The organism is Enterobacter sp. 120016 (assembly GCF_018383635.1).
GTDB classification, from domain to species: domain Bacteria; phylum Pseudomonadota; class Gammaproteobacteria; order Enterobacterales; family Enterobacteriaceae; genus Enterobacter; species Enterobacter asburiae_D.
Genome location: NZ_JAHAWC010000006.1, coordinates 1 through 17,539, shown reverse-complemented (window position 1 = coordinate 17,539; position 17,539 = coordinate 1). Strand labels below are relative to the sequence as shown.

The following is a 17,539-nucleotide window of genomic DNA, read 5'->3' as shown; positions in this document are numbered from 1 at the left end:
TCATTCTGTCACCCTCGTTCAGTACTGCATCCAGAGTGACAGAGAAAAATTAAGCCAACATTAACGGTTCGGCTGTTAATGCGCGCTTGCGGAAGAAAATAGCCAGAATGCGATCCCCGTCATCGCAAAGGAGCCGAACATATTGGTCGCCATATTCATCAGCGCCCAGCCGATACGGCCTTCCTGAAAGAGAAAAACCGTTTCCGCAGAAAAGGTCGAGAAGGTGGTTAACCCGCCGCAGAAACCCGTTGTAATCAGGACTTTCCACATCGGGTCGATGTGCGTCATGCGGTTAAACCAGGCCAGCCCCATGCCGATGATAAAGGCGCCGATCAGGTTAGCGGCAAGCGTCCCCATGGGAATCGCCTGATGCAGGGGGTTAAACCGCATACTCAGAAACCATCGCGCAACGCTACCCGTTCCCCCACCAATAAAAACGGCTAAAAGTAGTTGTAACACGCTAAATACCTGCTATTTGATGTGTAAGAGAAGCGAGTTTAACGCCGTTTATGATGAGGGGACAAATATGTATGTTGCGGTAGGGCAATTTGTGGTCACGCCTGACTGGCGTGAAAATGCGCTCACGTGCGTCGACCTGATGAAGCAGGCCCGGAAGAAAGGCGCGTCGCTGCTGGTTCTCCCCGAGGCGCTGCTGGCCAGGGATGATAATGACCCGGATTTATCCGTGAAGTCCGCGCAGCCGCTGGACGGTGAATTTTTACAGCAGCTGCTTGCCCAGAGCGCGGGCAATACGATGACGACGATCTTAACGATCCATGTTCCCTCAGCGCCGGGTCGAGCAGTCAATACGCTTGTGGCTCTTCGTGGCGGGGCTATTGTCGCACGCTACGCCAAGCTTCATCTCTATGATGCGTTCAGCATTCAGGAGTCGCGTCGCGTTGATCCCGGAGACGATATCCCCCCGCTGCTGGAGATTGACGGATTTAAGATTGGGCTGATGACGTGCTATGACCTGCGTTTTCCCGAGCTGGCGCTCCATCTGGCGCTGCAGGGGGCGGACGTACTGGTACTGCCTGCCGCGTGGGTCAGAGGGCCGTTAAAAGAGCACCACTGGACAACGCTGCTTGCGGCGCGCGCGCTGGATACAACCTGCTACGTCGTTGCCGCAGGGGAATGTGGCACGAAAAACATCGGGCAAAGCAGGGTGGTTGATCCGCTGGGGGTGACGATCGCCGCCGCCGCTGAAGCCCCGCATTTGCTGGTGGCGGAGATAAACTTAGAGAGAATTGCGCTTGCGCGTCAGCAATTACCCGTTCTTCGCAATCGTCGGTTTGCGCCACCGCAATTATTGTGATGTTTTTTTCAACAATGCTTGATTCACCTTGTTACAGATTGCTATTGTGTGCACGCGCTAAATGACCGTTAATACAATCAGGTTTTGGCGCTGAATGCAGCCTGTTTTAAGTAAAGAAGGTATCTATGGGTGAGATTAGTATTACCAAACTGCTGGTGGTTGCCGCACTGGTCGTCCTGCTGTTTGGTACCAAGAAGTTACGCACGCTGGGTGGTGACCTGGGGGCTGCCATCAAAGGCTTTAAGAAAGCGATGAACGACGATGATGCAGCGGCGAAGAAAAGCGCCGAGGATGACGTCCCGGCAGACAAGCTTTCTCACAAAGAGTGACAGCAACGCCTGAGGGCTTGCGAAAAAAAACCGGCTCATGAGGCCGGTTTTTTTGTATTACTGTAAAAGAATATTACAGCATTATTTAACTTCTTCGCCTTTTGCCTGCATATCGGCGTGGTATGAGGAGCGAACGAATGGGCCGCAGGCAGCGTGGGTGAAGCCCATCGCCATCGCTTCGGCTTTCATTTCATCGAACTCGTCCGGGCTCACGTAGCGCTGTACCGGCAGGTGGTGACGGCTTGGCTGCAGATACTGTCCCAGGGTCAACATGGTCACACCGTGGCGGCGAAGATCGCGCATCACCTCAATGATTTCCTCATTGGTTTCACCCAGACCCACCATCAGACCAGACTTGGTCGGAATATGCGGATGCGCTTCTTTGAAACGCTCCAGCAGTTTCAGAGACCAGTTATAGTCAGCACCCGGGCGGACCTGACGGTAGATACGCGGCACGTTCTCCAGGTTGTGGTTAAACACATCTGGCGGCGTTGCGGTCAGGATATCCAGCGCGCGGTCCATACGGCCACGGAAGTCAGGTACCAGCGTCTCGATTTTGATGTTAGGGCTCTTCTCGCGAATGGCCGTAATGCAGTCGGCGAAGTGCTGAGCACCACCGTCACGCAGATCGTCACGGTCAACGGAGGTGATCACCACATAACGCAGCGCCATGTCGGCGATGGTCTGCGCCAGCTTCTGGGGTTCGTTAGCATCAGGTGCGACTGGACGGCCATGAGCAACATCGCAGAACGGACAGCGGCGGGTGCAGATAGCACCCAGAATCATAAACGTCGCGGTACCGTGATTGAAACATTCAGCAAGGTTCGGACAAGAGGCTTCTTCACATACGGAGTGAAGGCCATTCTTGCGCATCGCCGCTTTGATCCCCTGGATACGCGAAGAGTCGGCCGGAAGTTTGATTTTCATCCATTCCGGTTTTCTTAACAGCGCCTCGCGCTCTGTAGCCACGTTTTTAACCGGGATAAGGGCCATTTTATCGGCATCGCGGTATTTAACACCGCGTTCCATCACAATGGGTTTACTCATAGCGTGCGTGTTCCAGTTGCGAATATCGAAGGAAAGCGTTTCAATTCAAGGGAATGTTGTATTTATCAACTATTTTTGAACGAACGACAGGCAGTATATCATTGAAACGGTCGTTAAAGCAGCCTGCCAGATCGCCAATTTGTAAAATAGTTGTTGTTTTGTGCCTTTTGCCCTGCCTGTTGCAGGGGCTTGTGCTGGCTAAACCTGTCAGAAGGCCTGACGGATAATGCGGATGACGTTTTCCAGGACCGGATCGCGCAAACTCAGCTTGTTGTAATGCAGTGAAATCTCGATAGATTCCGCATTAAGCTGACTGAGCGGAATGCTCTCCAGCGGCCAGCATTTTCGTAGCAGGCCATACAGGCGTGATGGCATAACGCACAGCATGTCGCTGCTGCCGATCAGGGATGCGGTGGTGAACATATTGTAACTGCTGAAGCTGATCTGACGTTCCGGGAAAATTTCATCAATACGCTGACGAAGCGCATGGTTTGACTGCCCTTCGGTCATGAAAGACGAGTGGTCGTAGTTGCGCAGGTTTTCGATGGTCAGCGGTTCGCTGAGAACCGGATGCTGCTGCCGGCAAACCAGCACCAGATTATCTGCATAGAGCACGTTCTGCCCCAGCGCTCTGGCACTGAAGCTGCCGCTTTCAATAATCAGGTCCGTCTGGAACTGCGCAAGCTGAATGTCAGGTTCATTGAGCGGCACGTTGCGAAGCAGGAGCTGCGGAGCATGTTCTTTCACGGCCTGGAAGATCGCCGGCATCACCAGCACACCCACAGAAGGGGAGCAGCCGATGGTGATGGTTCTCTGCTTATCATAGCTCCCGGTTAAATCCAGCGCGCCCAGAATCGACTCCAGCCCCTGGCTGATGTACTCGTGGAGATGCGTGGCGTAAGCCGTCGGTGTTACCCCCTGGCCCTTGCGGATAAATAACGGGTCAGGAAATATAGCGCGTAGCTTTTGGATTGACTGGCTTATTGCTGATGGCGTGAGATTAAGAATTTTCGCAGCGTTAACGATACCCTTATGGACATATACTGCCTCAAAAATAGTCAGTAAATTGAGATCAATATTACGTAAAGTCCGAAAAATTTGCGGCTTGTCTTCGCCACCAGGTTCATTCAGTCGTTTGGCTGGTAAATTATTATACTCCACGCTTTCACTCCGTATACATTCACAATATGAATGATAGTTGAATTTATTTATTATGCTTGTAGAGATTCGTAAAGTGTTGGTTCTGTTTCACTTGTTTATCAAAAGCAAACAGTTGTGTGATAATTGCTCACGTTACTTATGCCGTGTTTGCCGTGCTTGCTGGAGGCTAAATAATATGTAGCGGTAATATTCGGGCGCTTCGAAAATATAGAATCTGTGGATTATTGTAAAGTGCAAAAGCGGTAAATAAACAGCGGCTCGTCAAATTATCGAGCCCTGTTGTACGATATATTAAGCAGGGATATATTCGTGCGGGGGATTGTTAAGTAGCGCTAACACGTTCTTCAAAAGCACGGGACGAATATTTTCTGGCGTAGCGGTTTCGACCCATTGGCACATTTGCGTCATTTCCATGCCGGCGTAGCCGCAGGGGTTTATGCGCTGGAATGGCGCGAGGTCCATATTAATATTCAAGGCCAGGCCATGGAATGAGCAGCCTTTACGAATACGCAGCCCCAGGGAGCAGATCTTCATTTCCCCAACGTAGACGCCCGGCGCATCGGCGCGCGGATGCGCGTCAATACCATATTCCGCCAGCGTGTTGACGACCGTTTGTTCCAGCAGGGTCACCAGCTCACGCACGCCCAGCTTTCTGCGTTTCAGATTTAGCAGGACGTACATCACCTGCTGCCCGGGCCCATGGTAAGTGACCTGACCGCCGCGATCGCTCTGGATAACCGGGATATCTCCCGTCATTAATAGATGTTCTGCTTTACCCGCCTGACCCTGCGTAAATACCGGCAGGTGTTCGACCAGCCAGATTTCATCTGGGGTGCTGTCATCGCGTGAATCGGTGAAGTCATGCATGGCCTGGGAGACAGGCTCATAAGGTTGCAGCCCGAGGTGACGGACCAGAATTTTATCCTGATACAAAACTGCGTCTCCGAAGACGAGGGACAAAAGGTGTGGGGGAGTATATCACAGCGGGGAGAGGGGTTACCCGGCAAACCGGGTAACCGCAAAGGGACTACAGCACCATACGAACAATTTCGATATTGCCGAGCTCTTCGTACAACGTTTCCACCTGCTCAATGTGTGTCGCAGTGATGGTAATAGAAACCGAGTGGTAGTTGCCCTTGCTGCTTGGTTTTACTGACGGAGAGTAGTCACCCGGCGCATGGCGCTGTACCACTTCAACCACCTGATCAACCAGCTCAGGTTTCGCCAGACCCATTACTTTGTAGGTAAATGAGGTAGGGAATTCAAGCAGTTCGTTAAGTTTGGTTTTCATGTCAGCTCCGGCGTAACGTCAAAAAATAATAACTCCCACGTCAGGTGGGAGTTATCAGGATACTTAGTATATGGGGATCAAAATCACACTTTCAAGTGTTCAATTTTTAACCAAACCAGTGGTGGAACATCAATTTAATGTAATCAATGATTTTGCCGAAGAAATTGCCTTCAGGAATTTCTTGCAGGACAACCAGCGGACGCTGATCGATCGTTTTTCCATCCAGCTGGAAGTTGATGGTGCCCACAACCTGGTTTTTCTGCAGCGGGGCATGCAGCTCGGTGCTGTTCAGCACGTAGCTGGCTTTCAGATCCTTCATACGACCGCGCGGAATGGTCAGGTAGAGGTCTTTATCAACGCCGAGAGAAGCACGGTCGTTGTCGCCGAACCAGACGGGTTCAGACGCAAACTCTTTGCCTGCTTTCAGTGGATTCACGGTTTCGAAGAAGCGGAAGCCCCAGGTCAGCAGTTTCTTGCTTTCGGTTTCACGACCTTTAAAGGTGCGGCCGCCCATCACGGCAGAGATCAGACGCATCTGACCTTCAGTAGCAGAGGCCACCAGGTTGTAGCCCGCTTTGTCGGTGTGGCCAGTTTTAATGCCGTCAACGTTCAGGCTGTTATCCCACAGCAGGCCGTTACGGTTGGTCTGACGAATACCGTTGAAGGTGAACTCTTTCTCTTTGTAGATAGAGTATTCATTAGGGACATCGCGGATCAGCGCCTGACCAATCAGGGCCATATCGCGTGCGGAGCTGTACTGACCGTCTGCGTCCAGGCCGTGTACGGTCTGGAAGTGGCTGTTTTTCAGACCCAGCGCGGTTACGTAGCTGTTCATCAGACCCACGAAGGCATCCTGGCTACCGGCGGCGAAATCGGCCATCGCCACGCAGGCATCGTTACCCGACTGCAGGTTGATACCACGAATCAGCTGGGAAACAGGAACCTGCATACCCGGCTTCAGGAACATCAGAGAGGAACCTTTGAAGACAGGGTTCCCGGTTGCCCAAGCATCGTTACCGATGGTGACCAGATCCGATTCTTTGAATTTACCTGCCTTCATCGCCTGGCCGATAACGTAGCTGGTCATCATTTTGGTCAGGCTGGCCGGGTCACGGCGGGCATCGGCATTCTGTTCTGCCAGCACTTTGCCAGAGTTGTAATCGATCAGGATGTAGGATTCCGCGTCGATTTGCGGAACGCCAGGGATCATGGTCTTGATATTCAGGTCATCGGCGTGAGCTGCAGAGAGCGCAGCAGCGCAAAGGGCCGTGGTCAGCGCCATGCGCTGCACAAAACGAGCAGAAAAAGTGGTCTTCATGGTCAGAACTACGACATCCGTGATGGAATTAAAAAAAGTGCCTTACTATAGCAAATGCTATTCAGGCAGGCATCCGACTTTAAGCATGAGTTTGTGAATGTATTTTACACTAACTGACAATTCGGATACCGCCGGTTCATTATTTCGCAACAGCGATAAATGACTGAAGTTGAGCTTCATTCTGCAGACGCTGCTGCAGGGATGCTGCCTGCGATTTGCTGGCAAACGGCCCCATCTGAATGCGCCAGACCGCGCCGTTCTGCTCAACGCGTCCTGGTACGCCAAACTGCTGGCTCAGACGCTGTTGATACTGTTTGGCCCGGGCCTGATCGCTCACTGCACCTACCTGAACCACATAGCTGCCGCTGGCCGCTGCTGGAGCCGCCACCGCCGCACTTTGCGTGGCCGCTGGCGCCGTTACGGGAGCCGGCTGGGTGGCTGGCGCAGCTATGGGAGCAGGCGCTGGAGTGGGCTCACTGCCTTCCAGCACGCCCGAGGCTAAGGTCGTCGGTGCGCCAAGAAAGCCGCTACTCTTTACCGGCGCGCCGGTAGCATCCTCGCTTTGCAGCGTATCATTGCTGATCGGGCGTATTTCTCCCCCCGGCTGAGCAGGCTCTGCCGGAGACGAGACGCTTCCCATTCCGCCGTCAAGATTTGGGCGGTCAGGAAGGGCATAGGTCTGTTTTGCCACCGTCGTACACGCGGTACCCGGCCCGGAGAGCGAACCATCCTGCGCGACGATAATCGGGTCAATACGGACTTTGGTGTTGTTCGAGGTGTTCAGGCGATCGGCAGACGCGCGCGACAGGGAAATCACCCGGTCATTCCCGTAGGGGCCGCGGTCGTTGATACGCACGACGATCATGCGGCCGTTAGCCAGGTTGGTGATACGGGCGTAGCTCGGGATTGGCAGCGTTGGGTGTGCCGCGGTCAGCTGCATTGGGTCGAACGCTTCCCCGGAAGCCGTCAGGTTACTGCCCGGCTCGGCATCATAAATGGCGGCAAAGCCCGCCTGACTGAAACGGGAAGGGTCCTGAACAATTTTATAGCTTTTGCCGTCGCGCTGGTAATCCTGATTGGCACTGGCATTCAGCGGTTCATAAACGGGATCGGCACCGCTGATTTCAACGATCGGGCCATTACACACCGCAGGCTGCGGCGGCGCGACGGTTGCCTGTTGCTGACCATCATCACTTGTGCAGGCCGCAAGTAAACTTGCCGCGATGCAGATCCCCAGCCACTGCTTACGCATTCCGATCCCCTTATTTTTATACGCTTTTTGACAACATTTTTCTGTGGGTATGGATCGACATCACGATACCAAACCCGGCCATCAACACGATCAGTGCCGAGCCTCCGTAACTCACCAGCGGCAGCGGTACGCCTACCACCGGCAGAATACCACTCACCATACCAATATTTACGAAGACATAAACGAATAAAATCAGCATCAACCCGCCAGCCATGACGCGACCAAAGGTGGTTTGTGCGCGTGCTGCAATCCACAATCCTCGCATGATCAGCAGGACATACAGCGCCAGTAGTATCAGGATGCCCACCAGCCCCAGCTCTTCCGCCAGTACGGCGAAGATAAAGTCGGTGTGGCGTTCCGGTAAGAATTCCAGCTGCGACTGCGTGCCGTGCAGCCAGCCTTTACCGCGCAGCCCGCCGGAGCCAATCGCAATCTTGGACTGAATAATATGATAGCCCGCGCCCAGCGGATCGGTTTCCGGATCGAGCAGCATCATGACGCGCTGACGCTGGTAATCATGCATCAGGAAGAACCAGAGGATAGGAATGAACGCCGCAATCAGCACCACGGCGATACCAATCAGACGCCAGCTCAGACCCGACAGGAAAAGGACAAACAGGCCGGAGAGGGCAATAAGGATTGAGGTACCGAGGTCAGGCTGCGCCGCAACCAGCAGCGTCGGCAGGAAAATCAGCACTAGCGCGATGGCGGTATTTTTCAGAGACGGCGGACAGACGTCGCGGTTAATAAAGCGTGCCACCATCAATGGAACGGCGATTTTGGCAATTTCCGAAGGCTGGAAGCGGACAACGCCCAGATCCAGCCAGCGCTGCGCCCCTTTTGAAATGGCGCCAAACGCATCTACCGCAACCAGCAAAATAATACAGAAGATGTAGAGATAGGGCGCCCAGCCTTCGTAGACGCGCGGCGGGATTTGCGCCATCACCACCATAATGATCAGACCCATGGCGATCTGGCCGATTTTACGCTCCATCATGCCGATGTCCTGGCCGCTGGCGCTCCAGATAACCAGGGCGCTGTAAACCAGCAGAGCCAGCAGGATCAGCAGCATGGCTGGGTCGATGTGGATTTTGTCCCACAGCGATTTTTTATTTGGATTATCCGTCATGATTATTGGTCCTCCGCCGCAGCGGCGGCCGGGTTTTCAGCCGGCAGTTCGGTGTTGTTATCACCCAGCATAATGTGGTCAAGGATCTGGCGCATGATGGTCCCTACTGCTGGCCCGGCACCGCCGTTCTCCAGAATCATCGCCACCGCGACCTGCGGGTTATCATAAGGGGCAAACGCCGTCATTAGCTTATGGTCACGCAGACGTTCAGCAATGCGGTGCGCGTTATAGGTTTCGTTGGCTTTCAGACCAAACACCTGTGCAGTACCGGATTTTGCGGCTACTTTATACGGCGTACCGGCGAAGTACTTGTGCGCGGTACCGTTCGGGCGGTTTGCCACGCCGTACATACCGTCTTTCGCAATTTCCCAGAAGCCGGAATGAATGTCACCCACCGGGGCCTCGTGCGGCTGGTTCCACGGCACTTTTTTGCCGTCTTCAACCGTGCTCTGCAGCAGATGAGGCACTTTTACCACGCCGTCATTGATGAGGATCATCATGGCTTTGTTCATCTGAATCGGCGTTGCCGTCCAGTAGCCCTGGCCGATACCCACCGGAATGGTGTCACCCTGATACCACGGTTTTTTAAAGCGCTTCAGCTTCCATTCACGCGTTGGCATGTTGCCAGAACGTTCTTCTGAAAGGTCAACGCCGGTGTAATGCCCGTAGCCGAATTTACTCATCCACTCTGACAGGCGGTCGATGCCCATGTCATACGCCACCTGATAGAAGAAGGTATCCGCAGATTCCTCCAGCGATTTGGTGACGTTCAGATGACCGTGGCCCCATTTTTTCCAGTCACGATAGCGCTTGTCTGAACCCGGCAGCTGCCACCAGCCCGGGTCAAACAGGCTGGTATTACGGTTGATAACGCCGGCACTCAGCGCAGAGACCGCCACGTAAGGTTTAACCGTTGATGCCGGCGGGTAAACCCCTTGCGTCGCGCGGTTCACCAGCGGCGTGTTCGGATCGTTCAGCAGGCCGGAATAGTCTTTACTGGAAATGCCGTCAACGAAGAGGTTCGGGTCATAGCTAGGCATGGAGACCATTGCCAGGATGCCGCCGGTACGAGGATCGGTGACCACAACGGCTGCACGGCTGCCCGCCAGCAGGGTTTCGATATACTGCTGAAGTTTAAGATCGAGCGTCAGATAGACGTCATGCCCCGCCTGAGGAGGCACTTCTTTCAGCTGGCGAATCACGCGGCCGCGGTTGTTAACCTCAACCTCTTCATAGCCGGTTTGCCCGTGCAGGACGTCTTCGTAGTAACGTTCGATCCCCAGCTTACCGATGTCGTGCGTTGCAGCGTAGTTTGCCAGCTTGCCGTCTTTATCAAGGCGGTCGACGTCTTTGTCGTTAATCTTGGAGACGTAGCCAATCACATGCGTCAGCGCGGAGCCGTAGGGATAGTAGCGACGCTTATATCCCTTCACTTCCACGCCGGGGAAGCGGTACTGATTCACCGCAAAGCGGGCTACCTGGACTTCCGTCAGATTGGTTTTAACCGGAATGGAGGTGAAACGATGAGAGCGGGAGCGCTCTTTTTTGAAGGCCGCGATATCGTCATCGTTAAGGTCGACAACGCTTTTCAGCGCTTCAAGCGTATCCTGAACATTATCGACTTTCTCCGGCATCATCTCGATTTGATAGATGGTGCGGTTTAGCGCCAGCGGGGTGCCGTTACGATCGTAAATAATGCCGCGGCTGGGGGCGATAGGCACCAGCTTAATACGGTTTTCGTTTGAACGCGTCTGGTAGTCGGTAAAGCGGACAATTTGCAGATTATAAAGGTTGGCGATCAGCACGCCGGTAAGCAGCAAAATCCCGGTAAAGGCGACCAGCGCCCGGCGCACAAACAGCGCGGACTCAGCCGTATAGTCGCGAAAAGAATTCTGTAGTTTCATCCGCTGCTTAATCTACCCTGGTCAGTCATTACTCGCGGTGATAGGGGTGGTTGGTAGTAATGCTCCACGCGCGATACAGGCTTTCTGCCACCAGTACCCGGACGAGCGGGTGGGGAAGCGTCAGCGCGGAGAGGGACCAACTTTGTTCAGCCGCTGCTTTGCAGGCGGGGGATAACCCTTCTGGACCGCCAATCAACAGACTGACGTCACGGCCATCCTGCTTCCAGCGCTCCAGTTCGTGCGCCAGCTGCGGCGTATCCCAGGGTTTTCCTGGAATATCGAGGGTGACGATGCGGTTTTTGCCTGCGGCTGCCAGCATCAGTTCGCCCTCTTTATCGAGAATACGTTTGATATCCGCGTTCTTGCCGCGCTTACCGGCGGGAATTTCCACCAGTTCGAACGGCATGTCTTTTGGAAAGCGACGCAGATATTCAGTAAAACCGGTTTGTACCCAGTCCGGCATTTTGGTGCCGACAGCGACCAGCTGCAACTTCACGCATTAACCCCAGAGTTTTTCCAGCTCATACAGGCGACGGCTCTCGTCCTGCATGACGTGGACAATCACATCGCCGAGGTCGACCACCACCCAGTCAGCCGTCGCTTCACCTTCAACGCCCAGCGGCAATAGCCCTGCTGCACGCGATTCCTGAACCACGTGATCGGCAATCGAAACAACATGACGCGTCGATGTACCGGTGCAGATGATCATGCAATCGGTAATACTGGATTTACCCTTAACGTCGATAGCGATGATGTCCTGACCTTTCAGGTCATCAATTTTGTCAATAACAAAATCCTGGAGTGCTTTACCCTGCAAGTTTTCCCCCTGGGGTGAATAAGATTGTATAACTTTGAATTCGTAGCCAGACAGTATACCTGAACTCACGCCTGTGTCGGGACAAATGTCTCCGGCCGGGCTTTTGAAGGCGGGTATCATCCCACCCTCCGCCTGAGATTGCATCGCCATTTTTGTAAAACAATTTCTGTAAAGCAATGATCGGCGGGAAAGTCTGGCAGCGGAGAATAACAGTATGGCTTACCCTGTCAAGGCAGGATAAACAATAAGCCGCTTTTTATGCCCTCCGGCTATTCATCTGCGCTTTTCTGATACAAACCGTGCGTATGGATATAGGCCAGCACTGGGGTCGGCAGCAGATCGTCACATGCTAAACCCTGCTGTAAACGCTCACGAATGAGGGTCGCAGAGATATCGAACCACGGCGTTTCCGCCAGATAGATCTTCCCGGCAGGCTGATTGTGGAGATCTTCAACATTATCGGTGAGATGGTCTTCCAGCCACTGCTGGTATTGCTCTTCGCGCATGGTCAGCGGATAGCCGGGACGGCGGCAGACGAGCAGATGGCTGTTCTCCAGAATGGTTTCATACTGATGCCATGTGGGGAGATTCAGCAGGGAATCCTGGCCGATGATAAACGCCAGCGGCTTGTCTGGCCCTTGTTCGGCGCGCCACTCCTGAAGCGTCTGCGACGTCCAGGAGGGCGTGTCGCGACGCAGCTCACGCTCATCAAGTCGGAAGAGCGGTTTATCTGCGATGGCAAGAGCCAGCATCTCTTTTCGCTGCTCGCTGGTCGCCTCGGGCTGCGGACGATGGGGCGGGACATTGTTGGGCATGATGGTGACGCGCTGAAGGCCGATCAGATTCGCCAGAATTTCAACCGGCTTCAGGTGCCCGTAATGTACCGGGTCGAAGGTGCCGCCATACAAGGCCTGTAAAGAATGCATACTATCCATCAATAAAAACGTCTGCCAGCGCCTTGTGGCAGAGCAGCAGAGAAAGGCTTTCCAGCTCCGCCCAGACCGACTGGCCGTAATCTTGTTTTAACGTGAGCTCTGCGCGCATCAGAAGCTGTACAGCCTGACGAAGCTGTTCATGGCTCAGGCGGTTGACGGCCTCCGTGGTCAAAGCCCGGCGATTTTGCCACACGCGGTGTTTATCAAACAGCGAACGCAGCGGCGTATGGGCGGACTGACGCTTGAGCGTAATCAGCAGCAGTAATTCGCGCTGCAGCGTACGCAGCAGAATAACGGGTTCGCTCCCTTCAAGACGCAGCTGTTGCAGAATATGCAGGGCGCGTTTGCTCTTCGCCGACAGCAGCGCGTCCACCCAGTGGAACGGCGTGAAGTGTGCCGCGTCATTAACGGCCTGCTCGACGCGCGGCAAGGTCAGCTTGCCATCCGGCCAGAGCAGCGAGAGTCTGTCCAGCGCCTGCGCCAGGGCCAGCAGGTTACCTTCATAGCAGTAGCAAAGCAGTTGATTTGCCGCATCATCAAGCTGAAGGTTGTTCTGCTTCGCTCTCGCGGCCACCCATTTGGGCAAATGCGCCTGTTCAGGCGTCTGGCAGGTGACCTGCACCGCGTGGGCTGCGAGCTGGGTAAACCACGCCGCGTTTTCCTGTGCTTTGGTGAGCTTGTTGCCCCGCACAATAATGAGCAGATCGCTGTGTAACAGGCTGACCAGCGTGGCGAGTTGCTCATTCATTGCCGCGTTAGGACCGTTCTCCGGCAGCAGGATCTGAATGGTCTGGCGCGATGCAAAAAGGCTCATTGCCTGACAAAGCGAGAAGAGGGCGTTCCAGTCGGTGTTATTGTCCAGCTGGACGGTGTGGTGTTCATCGAAGCCCTGAGCGGCGGCGGCATGCCGCACGGCATCCAGGCTTTCCTGAAGTAATAGCGGATCGTTTCCAAGGAGCAGATACGCCGCGCGCAGCCCTTCATTGAGCTGCGCGCGGAGTTGTTCAGGATACAGCCTGATCATCATTTACCCAGAGAGTTAGCAGCAGGAAGCGTGCCGGCAACCGGTTTTTCAACGATGTCAGATCCTTGTTTAGTCGACGCTGCAATACTTGGCAGTTTACGGATCAGCTGTTCCGCTGCCTTGTCGTACATTTCGTTGATGATAATCTGCTGCTCGGCATCTTTTGCCAGCGCCGTCTGCGGGTTATCGAAGAACGAACGGTACACTTTAGTGCTGATTGGGTAGATGTCTTTACCCGGGATCAGAACTGCCGCGTTGACCGTCAGCACCATCTGGTACTCTGCGGTACGCCCATCCTGGAAGATAGAGGCTGTATCTTTAGACAGACCGCCTCCTAATAGACGTAGGGACGGAACATCCTTGCGCAGCGTTTGTTTCTCAACAAGCTCAACGCCGTTCAGACGCAGCTGATTACGAATTGCCCGGCTGAGTGGGCCATTCGGATCTGATGAGTCGAACATCATCGTTTTCATCTCAGCGGGCACCGCCGTGGTATTGCGCAGGTGCCAGCCACAGCCAGCGGTGACAAGCACCGCCAGAGATAAGAATATTGTTGCCAGTTGTCGCACGTTTCCTCCCGCGCTTAGCCAACGACCAGATTGAGCAGTTTACCCGGTACGTAGATCACTTTACGCACGGTAACGCCCTCAAGATATTTTGCGACCAGAGTTTCCTGGCCCGCGCGCTCGCGAACCTGTTCTTCGGTTGCATCGACCGCCACGGTAATTTTACCGCGGACTTTGCCGTTTACCTGGACTACAACCAGCGTCGTGTTTTCCACCATTGCTGATTCGTCAGCCTGCGGCCACGGCGCGTTGTCGATATCGCCTTCGCCTTTCAGCTCCTGCCACAGGGTAAAGCTAACGTGCGGAGTGAACGGGTTCAGCATACGAACGACGGCCAGCAGCGCTTCACGCATGAGGGCACGATCCTGCTCGCCGTCCTGCGGAGCCTTCGCCAATTTGTTCATCAGTTCCATAATAGCCGCAATTGCGGTATTGAAGGTCTGACGACGACCAATATCATCGGTCACTTTCGCAATCGTTTTATGAACATCACGACGCAGCGCCTGCTGATCTTCAGTCAGTGCGGCGGCGTTCAGCGCCGGAGCATCGCCCAGTGCAGTGTGTTCGTAAACCAGTTTCCAGACGCGTTTCAGGAAGCGGTTCGCGCCTTCCACGCCGGACTCCTGCCATTCCAGGGTCATGTCGGCCGGAGAGGCAAACATCATGAACAGACGTACGGTATCCGCACCGTAACGCTCAACCATCACCTGCGGGTCGATACCGTTGTTTTTAGACTTGGACATCTTGCTCATGCCGGTGTAGACCAGCTCATGACCTTCGGCATCTTTCGCCTTAACGATACGGCCCTTCTCGTCGCGCTCAACGATCGCATCAACCGGAGAAACCCAGTTACGCTCGCCGTTGGCACCGACGTAATAGAACGCATCCGCCAGCACCATGCCCTGACACAGCAGCTGTTTTGCTGGTTCGTCAGAGTTCACCATGCCCGCATCGCGCATCAGCTTATGGAAGAAGCGGAAGTAGAGCAGGTGCATGATGGCGTGTTCGATGCCGCCAATGTAGATGTCTACCGGCAGCCAGTAGTTTGCCGCATCGGAATCGAGCATACCGTCCTGATACTGCGGGCAGGTGTAGCGCGCATAGTACCAGGATGACTCCATAAAGGTGTCAAAGGTGTCGGTTTCACGCAGCGCAGGCTGGCCGTTAACGGTGGTTTTTGCCCACTCGGGATCGGCTTTGATCGGGCTGGTGATGCCGTCCATGACCACGTCTTCCGGCAGGATCACCGGGAGCTGATCTTCTGGCGTTGGCATCACGGTGCCATCTTCCAGCGTCACCATCGGGATTGGCGCACCCCAGTAACGCTGACGGGACACGCCCCAGTCGCGCAGACGGAAGTTAACTTTACGCTCACCCACGCCCAGAGAGGCCAGCTTGTCGGCGATGGCGTTGAAGCCCTCTTCGAAGCTCAGACCGCTAAATTCACCGGAGTTGAACAGGGTACCTTTTTCAGTCAGCGCGTGTTCGGACAGGTCTGGTTCAGAACCATCGGTGGCCAGAATAACGGCTTTAATCGGCAGGCTGTATTTGGTGGCAAACTCATAGTCGCGCTGATCGTGGCCCGGTACGGCCATTACCGCGCCTGTACCGTACTCCATCAGAACGAAGTTCGCGGCCCAGACCGGGATCGCTTCGCCAGTCAGTGGATGCTTAGCATAGAAGCCCGTTGCAACGCCTTTTTTCTCCATCGTCGCCATGTCGGCTTCGGCCACTTTGGTGTTGCGGCACTCGTCGATGAAGCTAGCCAGTTCCGGATTGTTCTCTGCCGCTTTCTGCGCCAGCGGGTGACCAGCGGCCACGGCCAGGTAGGTCGCGCCCATGAAGGTGTCCGGACGGGTGGTGTAGACGGTCAGGGTCTGGTCGTAGTTCTCAACGTTGAAGGTAATTTCTACGCCTTCAGAACGGCCGATCCAGTTGCGCTGCATGGTCTTAACGGTATCTGGCCAGTGGTCCAGGTTATCCAGATCGTTCAGCAGCTCATCAGCGTAAGCGGTGATTTTGATAAACCACTGTGGGATCTCTTTACGCTCAACTTTGGTGTCGCAGCGCCAGCAGCAGCCGTCGATAACCTGTTCGTTCGCGAGAACGGTCTGGTCATTCGGGCACCAGTTAACGGCAGAGGTCTTCTTATACACCAGGCCTTTTTTGTACAGCTCGGTGAAGAACTTCTGCTCCCAGCGATAGTATTCCGGGGTACAGGTTGCCAGCTCGCGGCTCCAGTCATAGCCAAAGCCCAGCATTTTGAGCTGGTTTTTCATGTACGCGATGTTGTCGTACGTCCACGGCGCCGGTGCGGTGTTGTTTTTGACCGCCGCGCCTTCCGCAGGCAGACCGAACGCATCCCAGCCGATAGGCTGCAGAACGTTTTTGCCCAGCATGCGCTGGTAACGTGCAATCACATCGCCGATGGTGTAGTTACGCACATGGCCCATGTGTAGTCGACCAGAAGGATAGGGAAGCATCGACAGGCAGTAATACTTCTCTTTGCTCTCGTCTTCGGTTACTTCAAAGGTGCGCTTCTCGTCCCAGTGTTGCTGGACTTTTGATTCTATCTCTTCCGGGCGGTATTGCTCTTGCATGGCAGCCAGTGGTCCTGTTTTCAATACAGCTACAAATGTAGCCAATGGATGTGGTAATTCAGATCCGCATAGCATAGCCCAAACGCCCGCGTCAAAACAGCCTTTCGCACAAATGCGCTTTGCAGGAATTTACCGGGTCTGTGCTTCACCTGACAAAGCGGCGATTAAATAAGGTCTATTATTAGAAATAGTTACTTACCCGGGAGGCAAAATGATGAACAAGGTTGCTCAATTTTACCGCGAACTGGTGGCGACACTGACGGAACGGCTGCGTAACGGCGAGCGAGATATCGACGCGCTGGTGGAGCAAGCGCGTGCCCGCGTGACGCAAACGGGTGAGTTAACGCGAACCGAAGTGGAAGAGGTGACGCGCGCCGTGCGTCGCGATCTGGAAGAGTTCGCGCGCAGCTACCAGGAGAGTCAGGAGGAGGTCACGGACAGCGTTTTTATGCGGGTGATTAAAGAGAGCCTGTGGCAAGAGCTGGCCGATATCACGGATAAAACGCAGCTGGAGTGGCGCGAGGTTTTTCAGGATTTGAACCATCACGGTGTGTATCACAGTGGTGAGGTGGTCGGGTTGGGAAATCTGGTGTGCGAGAATTGCCACCACCATATTGCGGTGTATACGCCGGATGTCCTGCCGATGTGTCCGAAATGCGGCCACGATCAGTTCCAGCGTCGGCCGTTTGAGCCCTAGGTAAAAGCAAAACGGCAACCCTGTTGCCGTTTTTAGTGTTTGCTCCCTCTCCCCGTGGGTGTACGGTCCGGGGACATGGTAGACAGGTGTTCGGGGACATGGTGAACACTTTTTAACATCCTTTACCCATGGTGATCGACTTTTTCTTCAGGTC

At 54.5% G+C, this 17,539-nt stretch carries 18 protein-coding genes; 3 read left to right on the top strand and 15 right to left on the bottom strand.

All coding sequences use genetic code 11. The features are described from left to right. Nucleotides 1-75 precede the first annotated feature (75 nt). Nucleotides 76-459 (bottom strand): fluoride efflux transporter CrcB, encoded by a 384-nt coding sequence (gene crcB, locus KIF87_RS10675; RefSeq protein WP_213328706.1) that lies wholly within the window; start codon nt 457-459, stop codon nt 76-78. 67 nt (nt 460-526) lie between these two features. On the opposite strand from crcB, the gene KIF87_RS10670 reads away from it, so the two are divergent. Both KIF87_RS10670 and tatE read left to right on the top strand, forming a co-directional pair. After that, nucleotides 527-1,315: a deaminated glutathione amidase gene (locus tag KIF87_RS10670; protein ID WP_213328705.1), complete on the top strand. Its 789-nt coding sequence runs from the start codon at nt 527-529 to the stop codon at nt 1,313-1,315. A gap of 125 nt (nt 1,316-1,440) precedes the next feature. Next, nucleotides 1,441-1,644 (top strand): twin-arginine translocase subunit TatE, encoded by a 204-nt coding sequence (tatE, locus tag KIF87_RS10665; protein ID WP_023310742.1) that lies wholly within the window; start codon nt 1,441-1,443, stop codon nt 1,642-1,644. An 81-nt stretch (nt 1,645-1,725) separates the two neighbouring features. Here the strand turns inward: tatE and lipA are convergent, their stop codons facing one another. The 14 genes from lipA to leuS all read right to left on the bottom strand — a co-directional run bounded on the left by lipA (nt 1,726) and on the right by leuS (nt 16,688). Then, the gene (gene lipA / locus KIF87_RS10660) at nt 1,726-2,691 is read right to left on the bottom strand and encodes a lipoyl synthase (RefSeq protein ID WP_023334887.1); all 966 of its coding nucleotides are present in this window, start codon (nt 2,689-2,691) and stop codon (nt 1,726-1,728) included. 207 nt (nt 2,692-2,898) lie between these two features. Further along, a complete protein-coding gene (locus tag KIF87_RS10655; protein WP_121425462.1) occupies nt 2,899-3,852 on the bottom strand; it encodes a YbeF family transcriptional regulator in 954 nt (317 codons plus the stop codon). Between the two features lie 291 nt (nt 3,853-4,143). Further along, nucleotides 4,144-4,785: a lipoyl(octanoyl) transferase LipB gene (lipB, locus tag KIF87_RS10650; protein ID WP_213328704.1), complete on the bottom strand. Its 642-nt coding sequence runs from the start codon at nt 4,783-4,785 to the stop codon at nt 4,144-4,146. A 94-nt stretch (nt 4,786-4,879) separates the two neighbouring features. After that, nucleotides 4,880-5,143: a DUF493 family protein YbeD gene (gene ybeD, locus KIF87_RS10645; protein ID WP_006177135.1), complete on the bottom strand. Its 264-nt coding sequence runs from the start codon at nt 5,141-5,143 to the stop codon at nt 4,880-4,882. 106 nt (nt 5,144-5,249) lie between these two features. Next, a complete protein-coding gene (gene dacA, locus KIF87_RS10640; RefSeq protein ID WP_014069323.1) occupies nt 5,250-6,461 on the bottom strand; it encodes a D-alanyl-D-alanine carboxypeptidase DacA in 1,212 nt (403 codons plus the stop codon). Nucleotides 6,462-6,600: 139 nt separating this feature from the next. Then, a complete protein-coding gene (gene rlpA / locus KIF87_RS10635; RefSeq protein WP_213328703.1) occupies nt 6,601-7,713 on the bottom strand; it encodes an endolytic peptidoglycan transglycosylase RlpA in 1,113 nt (370 codons plus the stop codon). Nucleotides 7,714-7,729: 16 nt separating this feature from the next. Further along, complete coding sequence (gene mrdB, locus KIF87_RS10630; protein WP_023310746.1) at nt 7,730-8,842, bottom strand: peptidoglycan glycosyltransferase MrdB; 1,113 nt, start codon at nt 8,840-8,842, stop codon at nt 7,730-7,732. A 2-nt stretch (nt 8,843-8,844) separates the two neighbouring features. After that, nucleotides 8,845-10,746 carry a peptidoglycan DD-transpeptidase MrdA gene (gene mrdA / locus KIF87_RS10625; protein ID WP_063143184.1) on the bottom strand — a complete coding sequence of 634 codons (1,902 nt, stop codon included), beginning with the start codon at nt 10,744-10,746 and terminating at the stop codon, nt 8,845-8,847. Between the two features lie 28 nt (nt 10,747-10,774). Further along, nucleotides 10,775-11,242: a 23S rRNA (pseudouridine(1915)-N(3))-methyltransferase RlmH gene (rlmH, locus tag KIF87_RS10620; protein ID WP_003858701.1), complete on the bottom strand. Its 468-nt coding sequence runs from the start codon at nt 11,240-11,242 to the stop codon at nt 10,775-10,777. Between the two features lie 3 nt (nt 11,243-11,245). Beyond that, complete coding sequence (gene rsfS, locus KIF87_RS10615) at nt 11,246-11,563, bottom strand: ribosome silencing factor (RefSeq protein WP_023334893.1); 318 nt, start codon at nt 11,561-11,563, stop codon at nt 11,246-11,248. Nucleotides 11,564-11,832: 269 nt separating this feature from the next. Further along, nucleotides 11,833-12,498 (bottom strand): nicotinate-nucleotide adenylyltransferase, encoded by a 666-nt coding sequence (nadD, locus tag KIF87_RS10610; protein ID WP_213328702.1) that lies wholly within the window; start codon nt 12,496-12,498, stop codon nt 11,833-11,835. Continuing rightward, entirely contained in the window at nt 12,491-13,522 is a 1,032-nt protein-coding gene (holA, locus tag KIF87_RS10605) for a DNA polymerase III subunit delta (RefSeq protein WP_213328829.1), read from the bottom strand. The genes nadD and holA overlap by 8 nt, the downstream gene beginning before the upstream one ends. Then, nucleotides 13,522-14,091 (bottom strand): LPS assembly lipoprotein LptE, encoded by a 570-nt coding sequence (gene lptE / locus KIF87_RS10600; RefSeq protein ID WP_213328701.1) that lies wholly within the window; start codon nt 14,089-14,091, stop codon nt 13,522-13,524. Before lptE ends, holA begins: the two co-directional genes overlap by 1 nt. A gap of 14 nt (nt 14,092-14,105) precedes the next feature. Continuing rightward, complete coding sequence (gene leuS / locus KIF87_RS10595) at nt 14,106-16,688, bottom strand: leucine--tRNA ligase (RefSeq protein ID WP_213328700.1); 2,583 nt, start codon at nt 16,686-16,688, stop codon at nt 14,106-14,108. Between the two features lie 214 nt (nt 16,689-16,902). Between leuS and KIF87_RS10590 the strand changes: the two genes are divergently transcribed. Beyond that, nucleotides 16,903-17,385: a zinc ribbon-containing protein gene (locus tag KIF87_RS10590; RefSeq protein ID WP_029740138.1), complete on the top strand. Its 483-nt coding sequence runs from the start codon at nt 16,903-16,905 to the stop codon at nt 17,383-17,385. Nucleotides 17,386-17,539 lie beyond the last annotated feature (154 nt).